This is a genomic window from Pseudomonas sp. Ag1, from assembly GCF_000278565.1.
Lineage (GTDB): Bacteria > Pseudomonadota > Gammaproteobacteria > Pseudomonadales > Pseudomonadaceae > Aquipseudomonas.
Map to the genome: position 1 here is coordinate 1 of NZ_AKVH01000037.1, position 14,458 is coordinate 14,458.

Below are 14,458 nucleotides of genomic sequence, written 5' to 3' on the forward strand. Positions count from 1 at the left end.
AGTGGTGGGGCAAGAGCGTTTTGCTTACTTTTGCGCTTTTCAAAAGTGAGCCGCTGTAAGAGCGGAACCATAAGTGGCCGTTACCGCAGCAACGGATATACACCCAAACCCAAAAAACACCTCACCCCCGCAAAGCCAACTCAATCAACTCATGCAGCTCCTCAACCTCCAACGGCACAGTAGAAAACAAACTGCGAAACACGGTGGGCGCAACGATCAAATTGATCAGCCGATCCACGCTGGGAAGTGTCCCGGCGTCGTCGGTGTACCGATCCAGGATCGTCTCCAACTGCCCGGTGAGAATCCCCACGCAATACCCCGGCGCCTGACTGCATTGCACATCACGCATCATCTCGCGGCCAAGGTCCGAGCTCATCTCATCACGGTATTGCTCACCCCAGGCCCGCAGGTCTCCGCGCAGGCTGCCGGTATCAGCCGGCTCACTGTCCGGGCGCAGACGGGCCATCGCAACATCGGCCAGCAGCGCCGCCAAGTCACCCCAGCGCCGGTAGATGGTCGAAGGCGTCACTCCGGCGCGCGTGGCTATCTGCGGCACGGTCACACTGGAACGGTCCTGCTCTTCGAGCAATTCACGCACTGCCGAATGCACTGATTCCTGGACCCGGGCACTACGGCCCCCCGGGCGGAGCCCTTCTTTTATCGCCATGCGTAAAACCTTAACACAAAGAATTTGCTTTAAGCGCCATCCGGTAGCACACTCCGCAAAAGCAAAATATTAGCTTTAGCGGAGCGTGCCCATGTCCAGCGTTACTTCTCATCGTTCCAGCCTGGTGTTTCTGGCGATCACCTTGCTGACGTTTCTCGCCGCCTCCAGCGCGCCGACCCCGTTGTACCACCTCTATCAAGAGGGCCTGCACTTTTCGGCGGCGATGTTGACCCTGGTATTTGGCATTTACGCCTTGAGCCTGCTGGCTGCATTGCTGACCGTGGGTTCACTGTCGGACCACCTGGGGCGCAAGCCGGTCATTTTTGCCGCGCTGCTCCTCGATATGCTGGCGATGTTGCTGTTTATCAATGCCGACAGCGTCGGCTGGCTGATTGCCGCCCGCACGGTACAAGGCTTTGCCACCGGCATGGCCACCGCCGTACTGGGCGCCGCATTGCTCGACACCGACCGCCAGCAAGGCCCGCTGATCAACAGCGTAGCGCCTTTGCTGGGCATGGCCTGCGGGGCCATGGGCTGCAGCCTGCTGGTGGAGTTCGCGCCGATGCCGACCACGTTGATTTACTGGACCCTGCTCGGGTTGATGATCCTGCAGGCATTGTACGTCTGGCGCCTGCCGGAGACAGTCAGCCGGATTCCGGGGGCCCTGGCCTCGCTATGGCCCACCTTGCATGTACCGCCCCAGGCCCGACGCGCCTTGTGGATCTCGTTGCCGGTAGACGTAGCCGTATGGGCCATGGGCGGTTTTTATCTGTCCCTGGCGCCCTCGCTGGTGCGGGCGGCGACCGGGTCCACCTCGAACCTGATCGGCGGCGGGCTGGTGGCGGTGTTGACGCTGAGCGGTGCGGTGATGATTTTCAGCCTGCGCAACCGCCCGGCGGACAAAGTCCTGCGGTTGGGCGCCGTGCTGCTGGCGGTGGGTGTTGCGCTGATCCTCACGGCCGTCCACAGCGCCAGCCTGCCGCTGTTCTTCATTGCCACGCTGATCGCCGGCGGTGGTTTTGGCTCGGGATTCCTCGGTGCGCTGCGCAGTGTTTTGCCGTTGGCCTTGCCCCATGAGCGGGCGGGCTTGATGTCGGCGTTCTATGTGCTGAGTTACCTGGCGTTCTGTGTGCCGTCGCTGTTGGCGGGCAACTTGACGCGCACCTTCGGTTTGATCGCCACCACCGACGGTTATGGCGTGGTGCTGATCGTATTGGCACTCGGCGCGTTGGTGGCGTTGCTAATGCAGGATTTGGCGAAGAGCAGGGCGACGGCGGGTAATTGATTCGGTAATAATTCGTCACCCTTACGCCTTGGGATTCACCCATGAAGATCATCCGCAGCAAAGAATTCACCGGCAGCCGCGCCTGGGAGGCGCTGGACATCGCCAATATGAACGGCATCACCACCCGTTTGCATTGGACCGACCAGCCGTATCGCTGGCACGTGAATGACGGCGAAGAGGTGTTCGTGGTGCTTGATGGCCAGGTGCAGATGCACTATCGCGAAAACGGCAGCGAACAGATGGCCTTGCTTCAGGTAGGCGACATCTTCTACGCCAGTGTCGGCACCGAGCATGTGGCCCATCCACAGGGCCCGGCACGGATTCTGGTGATTGAAACCGAAGGCAGCGTTTAATCACATATCTACGAAACAGATAACAGTTAGAGATATTACCCGTTATATAGATATTCGATTCGGTTCTACCATGGTCTCAACCTCATGCGAGGAAGAGGACTACACCATGACTTGCCCGAATACGCTTCACAGCAGCTTGAAACCCTTCAGTCACCTGACCCGTCCCCGGGAAGTGATTCGCCAGTTCACCCCCAACTGGTTTGCCGCCACCATGGGCACCGGGGTGCTGGCGTTGGCGCTGGCGCAATTGCCGGTCAACCTGGCGGGGCTGCACGCCGTGGCCGAAGGGCTGTGGCTGTTTACCATCGGCCTGTTTGTGCTGTTCAGCGTGCTGTATGCGGCGCGCTGGGTGATGTTTTTCCACGAGGCCCGGCGCATTTTCGGGCACTCCACGGTGTCGATGTTCTTCGGCACCATCCCCATGGGCCTGGCGACCATTATCAACGGCTTCCTGCTGTTCGGCGTGCCGCGCTGGGGGGATGGCGTGGTGCAACTGGCCGAGGTGCTGTGGTGGCTCGACGTCGCGATGGCCCTGGCCTGCGGGGTGCTGATCCCGTTCATGATGTTCACCCGCCAGGAACACAGCATCGACCAGATGACTGCCGTGTGGCTGTTGCCGGTGGTGGCCGCGGAAGTCGCCGCCGCCAGCGGTGGCCTGCTGGCGCCGCACCTGGCCGACGCCCATTCGCAACTGGTGATGCTGGTGACCAGCTACGTGCTGTGGGCGTTCTCCCTGCCGGTGGCGTTCAGCATCCTGACCATCCTGATGCTGCGCATGGCCCTGCATAAACTGCCACACGCCAATATGGCCGCGTCGAGCTGGCTGGCTCTAGGTCCCATCGGCACCGGTGCCCTGGGCATGCTGGTACTGGGCGGTGATGCACCTGCCATCTTTGCCGCCAACGGTCTGCCCGGCGTCGGTGAGATGGCCAACGGCATCGGCCTGGTCGCAGGCATCACCCTGTGGGGCTTCGGCTTGTGGTGGATGCTGATCGCGGTGCTGATCACCCTGCGTTACCTGCGGGCCGGTATCCCGTTCAACCTTGGCTGGTGGGGCTTCACCTTCCCGTTGGGCGTGTACTCGCTGGCCACGCTGAAACTGGCGAGCACCTTGCACCTGGGTTTTTTCAGCATCGTTGGTTGCGTGTTGGTGGCGGCGCTGGCGCTGATGTGGCTGATTGTCGCCAAGCGCACGGTGCAGGGCGCCTATAAAGGCGAGCTTTTTGTATCGCCGTGCATTGCAGGACTAGCGAATAAGTAAGCAGGATTAGGTAAAGTCGTGGCCTGGAAAAACCAATAACAGCCTTCAGGCCACGCAGGAACACGGACGATGAGCCACCCCTCGCAATTCACTTTGCTGCGCAAACGGCGTTTCCTGCCGTTCTTCATTACCCAGTCCCTTGGTGCGTTCAACGACAATATATTCAAGCAGTCGTTGATCCTGGCGATTCTCTACAAGCTGACCATCGAGGGCGACCGCTCGATCTGGGTCAATCTCTGCGCGTTGCTGTTTATCCTGCCGTTCTTCCTGTTCTCGGCCCTGGCCGGGCAATTTGGCGAGAAGTTCAACAAGGACGCGCTGATCCGGGTGATCAAGATCGGCGAAATCGTGATCATGTCCGTGGGCGCGGTGGGTTTCATGTTCAACCACCTGGAGCTGATGCTGCTGGCGCTGTTTGCCATGGGCACGCACTCGGCGCTGTTCGGGCCGGTGAAGTACTCGATCATGCCCCAGGCCCTGCACGAAGATGAGCTGGTGGGCGGCAATGGCCTGGTGGAAATGGGCACGTTCCTCGCGATCCTCGCGGGCACCATTGGCGCCGGGATCATGATGTCGTCCACCCATTACGCACCGGTGGTCTCGACGGCCATCGTCGGCATTGCGGTGCTGGGCTACCTGGCCAGCCGCAGCATTCCGCGCGCGGCGGCGTCCAGCCCCGAGATGCGCCTGAACTGGAATATCTTCAGTCAGTCCTGGGCCACCTTGAAGCTCGGCCTGGGGCAGACACCGGCGGTGTCGCGCTCGATTGTCGGCAACTCGTGGTTCTGGTTTGTCGGCGCGATCTACCTGACGCAAATCCCGGCCTACGCCAAGGAATGGATGTACGGCGACGAGACTGTGGTAACGCTGATCCTCACGGTGTTCTCGGTGGGCATCGCACTGGGTTCGATGCTGTGCGAAAAGCTCTCCGGGCGCAAAGTCGAGATCGGCCTGGTGCCGTTCGGCTCGTTCGGTTTGACCGTTTTCGGCCTGCTGCTGTGGTGGCATTCCGGCGGCTTCCCGCAGAACGTCCAGGCCAACGACTGGATCGCCGTGCTGAGTTACGGCCAGGCGTGGTGGGTGTTGTTCGATATCCTCGGCCTTGGCGTATTCGGCGGCTTCTATATCGTGCCGCTGTACGCGTTGATCCAGTCGCGTACCGCCGAGAACGAGCGGGCGCGGGTGATCGCGGCCAACAACATTCTCAATGCGCTGTTCATGGTGGTCTCGGCGATCGTCTCGATCCTGCTGCTGAGCGTGGCCAAGCTGTCGATTCCCGAGTTGTTCCTGGTGGTGTCGCTGCTGAACATCGCGGTCAACACCTACATCTTCAAGATCGTGCCCGAGTTCACCATGCGTTTCATGATCTGGCTGCTCAGCCATTCCATGTACCGCGTCGAGCACAAGAACCTCGAGCTGATCCCAGACGAGGGCGCGGCGTTGCTGGTGTGCAATCACGTGTCGTTTGTCGATGCGCTGTTGATTGCCGGTTCGGTGCGTCGGCCGATTCGTTTTGTCATGTACTACAAGATCTACAACCTGCCGGTTTTGAACTTTATCTTCCGCACTGCCGGGGCGATTCCGATTGCCGGGCGGCATGAGGACATCCAGATCTACGAAAAGGCCTTCCAGCGGATTGCCCACTACCTTAAGGACGGCGAGCTGGTGTGCATCTTCCCGGAAGGAAAATTGACCTCCGATGGCGAGATGAACGAGTTCCGAAGCGGCGTGACGCGGATTCTTGCAGAGACGCCGGTGCCGGTGATTCCGATGGCGTTGCAGGGGTTGTGGGGGAGTTTTTTCAGTCGCGATCCGAACAAGGGCTTCTTCCACCGGATCTGGTCGCGAGTGACCCTGGTGGCCGGCGCGCCGGTGACGGTGGAGGCGGCGACGCCCGAGGCGTTGCATGGTCTGGTTGGCACGTTGAGGGGTGATCTCAAGTAGTCAAGTTCTGGTGCTCAGGACCTTCTGCGCTGAAGGGCCTGGGCAGGGACTGACTTTGATGTGGGACAACGCTTGCAGTTTGTAGTTTTGGGTAATAAATCACTCATCCTGCGGAACCATTTCTTTCTAATTGCCACGCAGTCATCGTAGTTGTCTAACGCTAAGGATGATTTTCGATGAACATGCAAGTGAGTACTAACCCTCCCGCTTTACAATCGCCTTTACATACTCTTTCTACAGCACCCTCCGATAAGTTACAGGATAAACAGGGCGAGCCTTCTGCGCCGATAAAAATCATCCCGAATATGCCATTCAATGAAGGTGGGGTCCAGATAGATTTAAGTGTTAGGGGCGGCGGGCGTGGTTTTTTCTCCCCGCCAAAAGACCAGGCGTTAACGATTAAGACGGGTGACAGCGCGGACAAAATTCATATTAAAAATTCGGCTGATGGAGGATTGACCGCCGAGATTAATGGCAAGACCTACGACATTCCTTTCGATACCAAGAGTAATGGTCAGCAGCATCTTGAGATCCAAAGCAACGGCGGAGACGACAATGTCACTATTGACGACGACGTAAAAGTGCCCGTCAGCGTCAAGCTGGGAGCCGGCAACGATCGATTCAACGCTGGAGGCGGCAGGACCAATGTCTACGGCGGTGTTGGTAATGACACCATTCAATTGGGCAGCGGTGTCGGGTATGCCGAGGGCAACGATGGGGATGACACGATCACCGGAGGCTCGGCATATAGCGTCATGTATGGGGGTAACGGCAACGACAAGTTGCGGGGAGCAGGTGGTGGCACTTACATGGACGGTGGCAGCGGCAATGATTCGCTGCGTGGGGGCGGTGGGAAGAACGTCATGAATGGCGGGAAGGGAAATGATGTTGTAGATGGTGGTGCTGGTCAGAATACAATTTATACCGGCAAGGGGCAGGATACGGTTAATTCAGTATCTGATAAGGATATTGTTTACGGCAAGAAAGACGACACTATAAAACGCACGGGGAACTCTAAGTTCGTTGAGGTGACGCCGTCTGACGTTGGTAAAAAAGCGTTTGAGGTTAAAGGGGATGGTGAGTTCAAGCAGCGCGTTGAAGATGATCTAGAGTTTTTTCGGGGTTCTCCAGTAGGGCAAAAAATGCTTGGGGCGTTAGACAAGACTCCCGCGCCGATAAAAATAGAGAAGGTGCCAGAGTCGGAGGGTATCTTTTATAAGTACGGACGTAAGGACTTACAACCACTCAATGAGCACCCACCTCAAGATTCGCAACACGGATTCATCACTAATAACACGCCAGGTATGCCGGCTGATGATGCAACAGTCTCCTACAACCCTTCGTTCATTATGGACAAGTACGAGCGTCCAGGCGTCTCAACCCTGTTCCATGAGTTCGCCCATGCGTACGACGGTGTCGACGGTAAGTTCTTGCCCGGAGAAACTGAAGTACCGCCAGAAACTAGCGATCCCCGCAGGCCAACTCGTGAGCCAAATTTGGAGCGGCAAGCCGTTGGGTTACCAACGGACAGTGAACCTTATGATTTTGATAATGACCCCTCAACGCCCCCTACCAGTACAAACCCGGAGCCGTATAACGAAAATGCACTTTACAAGGAATGGGGGAAAGAACCGCGTGAACGCTACTATGACGTCTGATGCATCACAGAGTAGTAAATAGCGTGCCGTACTCGGTGGACTATTAAGTCCACCTTGTTTTTATTGCCGGTGAGTGGCTCAGGCGCTGATCTTCAGCCCGATCAGCCCACAGATAATCAACGCCACACTGGCCAGTCGAAACAGCGCCATGGACTCCCCGAACAGGATAATCCCGGCAATCACCGTGCCCACTGCACCGACACCGGTCCAGATGGCATAGGCGGTACCCAGCGGCAGTTCCTTCATGGCCAACCCCAGCAACCCGAGGCTGACGGCCATGGCGGCAATCGTCAGGGCCGTGGGCAGTGGCTTGCTGAAACCGTCGGTGTACTTCAGTCCGACGGCCCAGCCGACTTCAAACAGTCCGGCAAAAAACAGAATGATCCAGGACATGATGACCTCGCTTCTATAAGGCGGGGTCGTCCCCTGAATTAATCGCGCGATAGCGTCGCGAGGTCGTCCACGCGAAGCCCGTTAGAGTGCCGAATATTGATCAGGTGATCAAGTTTCGGACTTGCCCGCCAACAATTCGCGGTCTTCCTTTTCGCTCATTCGCCGGAAGTACGTAGCCAGGAGTGCCCCGGAAATATTGTGCCAGACGCTGAACAGCGCACTCGGCACTGCGGCTAGCGGTGAGAAGTGTGCACTTGCCAGTGCGGCGCCCAAGCCGGAGTTCTGCATGCCCACTTCCAGCGACAGGGATTTGCGTTGTGCCAGCGGCAGCCCGAACACACGGCCGGTGAAATAGCCCAGCAGGAAGCCAAAGGTGTTATGCAGGATCACCACCGCCATGATCAACAGGCCCGACTCGGCAATCTTCGCCTGGCTGGCCGCCACCACGGCGGCGACGATCGCCACGATGCTGACCACCGACACCAGCGGCAATACCTCCACCGCGTGCCGTACCCGGGTACCCAGCAAGCGCTGCGCCAACACACCGAGCACGATCGGCAACAGCACCACTTGCAGGATCGACCAGAACAACTCCATGAACGACACCGGCAACCAGGCCGAGGCCAGCAGCCAGATCAGCGCGGGCGTCAGCAGCGGAGCGAGGAGGGTGGTGACGGCGGCAATGGCCACCGACAGGGCCAGGTCGCCTCGGGCCAGCCAGGTCATGACGTTGGACGACGTGCCGCTCGGGCAGCAGCCGACGAGGATCACACCGACGGCAATTTCCGGTGGCAGGTGAAAGACCTGGCACAACAGCCAGGCCACGCCGGGCATGATCACGAAATGCGCGACCACACCCAATGCCACGCGCCACGGATGGCGCGCGACTTCAGCGAAATCTTCAAGTTTGAGGGTCAGCCCCATGCCGAACATCACCAGGCCCAACAGCGGCACGATGGCGCCTTTGAGGCCGAGAAACCAGGCGGGTTGCAGGAACGCAACCACGGCAAAAATCAGCACCCAGTAGGCGAAGGTATTGCCGACAAAACGGCTCAAGGCGGCGAGTGCGCGCATGGGGTTGGTCCTTGTTATTCGATTTTGGAAGTGCGCATGCGATCAAATGTGGGAGCGGGCTTGCTCGCGAATGCGGTGTGTCAGCCAGGAAGATATCAACTGAAAGGACGCATTCGCGAGCAAGCCCGCTCCCACATTTTGATCTTCACAAGGCTTTAGATACCTTGTGGGGTTTCTTCGCCACCCAGTGCCTCAACCAACGCCGGCAGGAAGTCGCCAAACGTCAGCATCATCAGGGTAAAGCTGGCGTCCTGCTGGCCCAGTGCTTCGTCGCCGCCGTCCTGTTCCGCCTGATCCTGCAGCAGGTCTTCGAACTTCAGGCGCTTGACGGTCATTTTGTCGTCCAGCATGAAGGACAGCTTGTCCTGCCAGGCCAGGGACAATTGGGTCACGACTTTGCCGGTGGTCAGGTGCAGTTGGATCTCTTCGCCGGTCAGGTCCTGGCGTTTGCAGCGCACGATGCCGCCGTCTTCGTGGGTGTCGCGCAGTTCGCATTCGTCGAGGACGAAGAAGTCATCGGCCGGTTTCTGGGTGGTGACCCAGTCGGTCATGATGGCGGTTGGCGCGGTTTTCACGGTCAGCGGACGTACCGGCAGGGTGCCGATCACTTCACGCAGGGTGGACAGCAGGTCTTCGGCACGTTTCGGGCTGGCGGAGTTCACCAGGATCAGGCCCTGTTTCGGCGCGATGGCGGCGAAGGTCGACGAGCGACGGATAAACGCGCGCGGCAGGAAGGCCTGGATGATTTCATCCTTGATCTGGTCGCGTTCCTTTTTGTAGACCTTGCGCATTTGCTCGGCTTCGATCTCTTCGACCTTTTCCTTCACCGCGTCACGCACCACGCTACCCGGCAGGATACGTTCTTCCTTGCGCGCAGCGATCAGCAGGAAATCACCGCTGACGTGTACCAGTGGCGCGTCTTCGCCTTTACCGAAAGGGGCGACGAAACCGTAAGTGGTCAACTCCTGGCTTGCACAAGGGCGCGCCAGTTTGGTGGCCAGTGCAGTTTCCAACGCCTCGGCATCAACAGGCAGATCTTGGGTCAGGCGATAGATAAGCAGGTTTTTGAACCACATGGGGTGAGTCTCTCCTTATATACAAAGGGGGGCATTATTCTCCTCATGGCGTCATAGGCCAACCCTCGCTAAGCCATTGGAAGGCCTGAAAAAAATTATTTAAGAAAGTGCTTGCCAGACTATGGGTCGCTCCGTAGAATGCGCGCCACACCGAAAGTGAAGGGTGATTAGCTCAGCTGGGAGAGCGTCTGCCTTACAAGCAGAATGTCGGCGGTTCGATCCCGTCATCACCCACCATTCGCTTTATGTGTTACGCGCAGCGGTAGTTCAGTCGGTTAGAATACCGGCCTGTCACGCCGGGGGTCGCGGGTTCGAGTCCCGTCCGCTGCGCCATATTCGGTCACCTGGAAYGCTGAACGCCAGGTACCACAGGAAGCCCGCTCATTGAGCGGGCTTTTTGCTGTCTGGGGTTTGCTAAAACCATCAGTCAGAAAAGCGCCCCCGATCATGTACCGTGATCGGGGGCGTTTTTGATTGGGTTCAGAAATCCCAGCGGGTGGTGACCATAAAGTTGCGCGGCTCACCATAAGCGGCGGAGTTATAGAAGCCGATGTTGGTGTAGTAGGACTTGTCGAAGATGTTGTTGACGTTCAGCGTCGCCGACACGTTCTTGGTGATCTGGTAACGGGTCATCAAGTCCACCAGCCAGTACGCCTCCTGGGAGAACTCTTCATAACCGCCATGGGGGGTGTTGTAGATGTCCTGCCAGCCCACGCTTTGCCAGCGCACGCCACCGCCGACGGTCAGCTTGTCCAGGTCGCCTTTGAGCTTATAAGTGGTGTACAGCTTGACCTGGTCTTCGGGCTCGAACGTGGAAATCTTCTGGTCCTGGTCGTCACGCACCACCTTGTGGGTGTAGCCGGCCTGAATCTGCCAGCCCGGGCTCAACTCGCCGGACACTTCAAGCTCGTAGCCCTTGGTGACGGCCTTGGTGCCTTTGTAGGCATAGTTCTGCGGTGTAGGTTTCAGGTTGTTGTAGTCGTCGTCGGAAACGGCGCGGTTGTTTTCATGGACCTCGAAGTACGCTGCGCTGGCGTTCAGGCGTCCGTCGAAGAAATCAGCCTTCATGCCCAGCTCGTAGTTTTGGCCTTCGTCCGGCTCAAGCAACTGGTTTTGCCGGTCGCGGTTGTAGTTCTCCTGGGGCATGAAGATATCGGTGTAGCTGGCGTAGACCGAGTAGGTTTCATCCAGGTCATACACCACGCCGACATACGGTACGAAGCGTCCGGTCTCGCGGTAGGACGGGTTATTGCCGGTCAGGTGGTAATTGACCACGCGGCCACCGAGCAGCAGCTTCAGGTCATCGGCCAGGTTCAGGCGTGTGGTCATGTAGGCGCCGGTCTGGCGAATGGTGTCGTCGATGTATTGCTGCGGCGCGCCCCAGTAAGGTTGGGGGGCGTGGCCGTGCCAGTTATTGAAGTCGACGAGGTTGGGGGCGAGGTTCCAGTAGCCCTTGCCGTTCCAGTCCGAAATGCCGATGGAGCCGCCCACCACCAGTTCATGCTCACGGCCGCCCAGGCTGAAGGGGCCGCTTGCGTACAGGTCGGCGGAGTCGCTGACGGTTTCCCCGGTGTATTTTTGCGAAGTGACATGTGCGGTGCCGTCTGCACGGGGCTCGTCACCCTGAATCGAAGCCATCAGTGCATGGTAGCCGTTGATCTTGTGGTCCAGTTGCAGTTTGGTCACCCAGCCGTTGCCGAGGTCATGTTCAAGCATGGCGAAGGCGGTACGGGTGTATTGCTCCCAACTGCTCCAGTTGGCCGCGTTGTTGAACGAGCGCTTTACGCTATTGCGATCGCCATTGGCGTTGATCAGCGGAAAACTGCCGGACCAGCTCGAGGCGGTGGGCAGGCTGTCCTGATAGTCGCCGCCCACGGTCAGCATCGTGTCGGGGGACAGGTCGAACTCCATGATGCCGTAGTACACCGGGCTTTTGCGCGAGTAACGGTCCATGAACGAGCGCTTGTCCTGATACGCCGCGACGGCCCGGCCACGGACGTTGCCGCTTTCGGTCATCGGGCCGCTGACGTCCAGTTCGCTGCGGTAGTTGTCCCAGGAGCCCGCGCCGAGGCTGGCATGGCCCTGGAAGTCAGCCGTGGGTTTCTTGCGCACCAGGTTGATCGTGGCACCCAATGAGCCGGCACCCGTGAGCAGGCCGGTGGCGCCTTTAAGCACTTCGACCCGATCATAGATCGCCATGTCGCTCAGGGTATTGCCCGCCGAATAGGCGACGTTGCGCGCGGTGGAAGGAATGCCGTCGTACTGGAAGTTATTGATGGAGAAACCGCGGGCGTAGTAGTTGGTGCGGTCGGTGTCGAAGGCCGACACGGTGATGCCCGGGGTGTGGCGCATCACGTCGTCGACGTTGTTCAGGCCGAAATCATCCATGTGTTTGCGGGTGACGACGGTCACCGATTGCGGGGTTTCCTTGGGGGTCAGCACCAGCCGCGTCGCAGTCGCGATGCTGCCTGGAGTGTAGGAATCAGTCCCTTCAGTAACGTTGCCCAACTGGTTGGAGCTGACCTGGGTCGGGCCTAGTTCCATGGCGTCGGTGGCGGCAGGGTCAGCTTCGAGCGCGTACACCTGATCACCTTTGATCACGCGGTAGCCGCTGCCCTGTAACAGCCTGTCGAACCCTGCGTCCACGCTATAAGTGCCTTTCAGCCCCGGCCCATTCAGCCCCTGCAGGTTCTGGGACTGGAACACAATGGCCACGCCCGCTTGCTGGGCGAACTGGTTGAGTGTGGCGCCCAGCGGCCCGGCAGGTATGTCGTAGGCTTGGGCCGCAACGGCTACCGTTTCGGCCTGGGCCAAGTGGGTATTGAGCAGCGTCGTCGCGAGCAGTGTGAGGGTCAGCGGCGCGCTGCTCAGCAGGCGTCTGCGGGGTTTGGAAGGGAGCGGCATGACGATGGCAGTCCTTTAGTTATCGATATACCTTCCTTGACGGGTAGCTTTAAACAAAGCGGAAACAATTTGGATAATTATTTTTTGCTCTCGGTATCCGGGCTGACGATCATCAGCCACGGCGTAAAGGTTTTCAGCGTGATCGGCAGGGTTTGAGCCAGCATCTGCAAGGTGCGGTCGGTGTCATCCAGGGGAAGTACGGCCGAGACCTTGAGACTGGCCAGTGCGGCGCGATCAAACTGCAAGCGGCCCGAACGGTGACGGGCGATCTCATCCAGCACTTCCGGCAACGGTCGGTTATCCACCACCAGTTGATGGCGGCGCCAGGCCCCATTGATGCTCGCCGTATCGATGCTGCCCGAGAGCCGCACGGCATCTTTGCTGAGTCGCGCCTGCGAGCCCGCATCAACTTCCAGTGTCTGCTGCCCGTTCGCGCTTTTTGCTGCCACGCGGGATTCGAGCATGCTCAGCACCGTAACGTCATCCTCGCGCCTGACCACAAATCGCGTACCCAGGGCGCGCAGGGTGCCTTGGGCGGTCTGCACCACAAATGGCCGTTCGCCATCGTGGGCCACTTCCACCAGGATCTCGCCTTGCAGCAATTCGATGCGGCGCTGCCGGCTGTCGAAATGCAGATTCGCCGCACTGATGCCGTTCAGGGTCAGCGTCGAGCCGTCCGCCAGCCGCAGGGTTTTCCATTCGCCGGGGCCGTTGTGCACATCGGCCATCCATTGTTGTGGATAAGGACTGTAGAGCAGCGCCATGGCGGGAAGGCCCAGGCTGCAGGCCAGTACCAACGCGCGGACGTAGTTTTTGCGCGCCTTCCCATGCCTGGGAAAGGCCGCACTCAAGGCCGCCCGGGCCGGTGCCTTTTGCCCGCGCAGGGCCTGCATCCGCGCAATCACATCTTCCATGCGCGCTGCTGATGCGGCGTGTTGCGGGCCTTGCTGCTTCCAGCGCTCGAACGCCTGGCGCTGGGCCTCGGTCAATTTACCTTCGTGCAGGCGAATCATCCATTCGGCGGCTTGTTCATCGATCTGTTGGCGGGAGTCGGGCATGCGCGGCTCAGATATCCACGCTGTGGCTGCAATGCAGCAGGGCCTGGATCAGGTATTTGCGTACCGTACGTTCCGACAGCTTCAGTTGTCGGGCGATTTGCTGCTGGGTCAGGTCTTCGAGGTAATACAGCACAAACGCCTGGCGCATGTTGTCGTGCATGCCTTCCAGCATGAAGGCAATGTGCTCGAGGGCTTCCAGGGTGGTGTGGATCTGTTCGGGCGACTGGAAACCTTCCAGGGTTTCCACCGTCAGCATCAATTCCTGAAGGTAGGCGTGCTCAATCTGCTTGCGCCGTGCCTGGTCGATGATCAGCCGCCTGGCGGTGGTACTTAAATAGGCGCGGGGTTCGCGGATGGCGGTCACCGACTCGCGGGCGTGCAGAATCCGCGCGAAGGTGTCCTGCGCCACGTCGGCGGCGTTATGGGTACAGCCCAGTTTTCGGCGCAACCAAGTGAACAGCCAGCCGTGATGCTCGCTGTACAGTTCGGTAATCTCCCGTTGGAACGGCGGTTCACCTACAGACATAAGGCCCGGCCCAGGTGTTATTGAGAATAATTGTTAATTGTGGGGCCAAGGCTTGGGCAAACGCAATAGACTCGCGTTTGCACCCAAAGCGCCGGTTTTGCGGGGTGCGCGAGGTCGAAGACAAAATATTTTAAATAAATTGCATTTAAATCATGACATTACGGAAAAATGCTATAGAATGCGCCCCACACCGAAAGTGAAGGGTGATTAGCTCAGCTGGGAGAGCGTCTGCCTTACAAGCAGAATGTCGGCGGTTCGA

12 protein-coding genes and 2 tRNA genes are annotated in these 14,458 nt (G+C 58.9%); 7 read left to right on the forward strand and 7 right to left on the reverse strand.

Annotation, left to right across the window (positions count from 1 at the left end; genetic code table 11):
* Window positions 1-121 precede the first annotated feature (121 nt).
* Entirely contained in the window at window positions 122-667 is a 546-nt protein-coding gene (locus A462_RS31470) for a TetR/AcrR family transcriptional regulator (protein WP_032898567.1), read from the reverse strand.
* A gap of 91 nt (window positions 668-758) precedes the next feature.
* On the opposite strand from A462_RS31470, the gene A462_RS31465 reads away from it, so the two are divergent.
* From A462_RS31465 to A462_RS31445, 5 genes are all read left to right on the forward strand, one after another.
* Complete coding sequence (locus A462_RS31465) at window positions 759-1,952, forward strand: MFS transporter (protein WP_003212382.1); 1,194 nt, start codon at window positions 759-761, stop codon at window positions 1,950-1,952.
* Between the two features lie 41 nt (window positions 1,953-1,993).
* Window positions 1,994-2,305 carry a hypothetical protein gene (locus A462_RS31460; protein WP_003212380.1) on the forward strand — a complete coding sequence of 104 codons (312 nt, stop codon included), beginning with the start codon at window positions 1,994-1,996 and terminating at the stop codon, window positions 2,303-2,305.
* Window positions 2,306-2,411: 106 nt separating this feature from the next.
* Window positions 2,412-3,566 (forward strand): TDT family transporter, encoded by a 1,155-nt coding sequence (locus A462_RS31455; RefSeq protein WP_008430443.1) that lies wholly within the window; start codon window positions 2,412-2,414, stop codon window positions 3,564-3,566.
* Between the two features lie 69 nt (window positions 3,567-3,635).
* Entirely contained in the window at window positions 3,636-5,510 is a 1,875-nt protein-coding gene (locus A462_RS31450; protein WP_008430445.1) for an MFS transporter, read from the forward strand.
* A 176-nt stretch (window positions 5,511-5,686) separates the two neighbouring features.
* Entirely contained in the window at window positions 5,687-7,168 is a 1,482-nt protein-coding gene (locus tag A462_RS31445; RefSeq protein ID WP_008430447.1) for a M91 family zinc metallopeptidase, read from the forward strand.
* A 78-nt stretch (window positions 7,169-7,246) separates the two neighbouring features.
* Here the strand turns inward: A462_RS31445 and sugE are convergent, their stop codons facing one another.
* The 3 genes from sugE to rdgC form a co-directional block, all read right to left on the reverse strand.
* A complete protein-coding gene (sugE, locus tag A462_RS31440) occupies window positions 7,247-7,561 on the reverse strand; it encodes a quaternary ammonium compound efflux SMR transporter SugE (protein ID WP_003190128.1) in 315 nt (104 codons plus the stop codon).
* A gap of 108 nt (window positions 7,562-7,669) precedes the next feature.
* Entirely contained in the window at window positions 7,670-8,635 is a 966-nt protein-coding gene (locus A462_RS31435; RefSeq protein ID WP_008430453.1) for a bile acid:sodium symporter family protein, read from the reverse strand.
* 155 nt (window positions 8,636-8,790) lie between these two features.
* Entirely contained in the window at window positions 8,791-9,711 is a 921-nt protein-coding gene (rdgC, locus tag A462_RS31430; RefSeq protein ID WP_008430455.1) for a recombination-associated protein RdgC, read from the reverse strand.
* A gap of 161 nt (window positions 9,712-9,872) precedes the next feature.
* On the opposite strand from rdgC, the gene A462_RS31425 reads away from it, so the two are divergent.
* Window positions 9,873-9,948, forward strand: a tRNA-Val gene (locus A462_RS31425).
* 19 nt (window positions 9,949-9,967) lie between these two features.
* Window positions 9,968-10,044 (forward strand) — tRNA-Asp (locus A462_RS31420).
* A 147-nt stretch (window positions 10,045-10,191) separates the two neighbouring features.
* Here the strand turns inward: A462_RS31420 and A462_RS31415 are convergent.
* From A462_RS31415 to A462_RS31405, 3 genes are all read right to left on the reverse strand, one after another.
* On the reverse strand, window positions 10,192-12,615 hold the full coding sequence (locus A462_RS31415) for a TonB-dependent siderophore receptor (protein ID WP_008430457.1): 2,424 nt from the start codon (window positions 12,613-12,615) through the stop codon (window positions 10,192-10,194).
* A 77-nt stretch (window positions 12,616-12,692) separates the two neighbouring features.
* On the reverse strand, window positions 12,693-13,673 hold the full coding sequence (locus A462_RS31410) for a FecR family protein (protein WP_008430459.1): 981 nt from the start codon (window positions 13,671-13,673) through the stop codon (window positions 12,693-12,695).
* 7 nt (window positions 13,674-13,680) lie between these two features.
* Window positions 13,681-14,199, reverse strand: a complete 519-nt coding sequence (locus tag A462_RS31405) for a sigma-70 family RNA polymerase sigma factor (RefSeq protein WP_008430460.1) — start codon at window positions 14,197-14,199, stop codon at window positions 13,681-13,683.
* Between the last annotated feature and the right edge of the window lie 259 nt (window positions 14,200-14,458).

Coding starts and splice junctions, on each gene's coding strand:
- A462_RS31470 (WP_032898567.1), bottom strand. CDS start 667: ATGGCGATAAAAGAAGGGCTCCGCCCGGGGGGCCGTAGTGCCCGGGTC.
- A462_RS31465 (WP_003212382.1), top strand. CDS start 759: ATGTCCAGCGTTACTTCTCATCGTTCCAGCCTGGTGTTTCTGGCGATC.
- A462_RS31460 (WP_003212380.1), top strand. CDS start 1,994: ATGAAGATCATCCGCAGCAAAGAATTCACCGGCAGCCGCGCCTGGGAG.
- A462_RS31455 (WP_008430443.1), top strand. CDS start 2,412: ATGACTTGCCCGAATACGCTTCACAGCAGCTTGAAACCCTTCAGTCAC.
- A462_RS31450 (WP_008430445.1), top strand. CDS start 3,636: ATGAGCCACCCCTCGCAATTCACTTTGCTGCGCAAACGGCGTTTCCTG.
- A462_RS31445 (WP_008430447.1), top strand. CDS start 5,687: ATGAACATGCAAGTGAGTACTAACCCTCCCGCTTTACAATCGCCTTTA.
- sugE (WP_003190128.1), bottom strand. CDS start 7,561: ATGTCCTGGATCATTCTGTTTTTTGCCGGACTGTTTGAAGTCGGCTGG.
- A462_RS31435 (WP_008430453.1), bottom strand. CDS start 8,635: ATGCGCGCACTCGCCGCCTTGAGCCGTTTTGTCGGCAATACCTTCGCC.
- rdgC (WP_008430455.1), bottom strand. CDS start 9,711: ATGTGGTTCAAAAACCTGCTTATCTATCGCCTGACCCAAGATCTGCCT.
- A462_RS31415 (WP_008430457.1), bottom strand. CDS start 12,615: ATGCCGCTCCCTTCCAAACCCCGCAGACGCCTGCTGAGCAGCGCGCCG.
- A462_RS31410 (WP_008430459.1), bottom strand. CDS start 13,673: ATGCCCGACTCCCGCCAACAGATCGATGAACAAGCCGCCGAATGGATG.
- A462_RS31405 (WP_008430460.1), bottom strand. CDS start 14,199: ATGTCTGTAGGTGAACCGCCGTTCCAACGGGAGATTACCGAACTGTAC.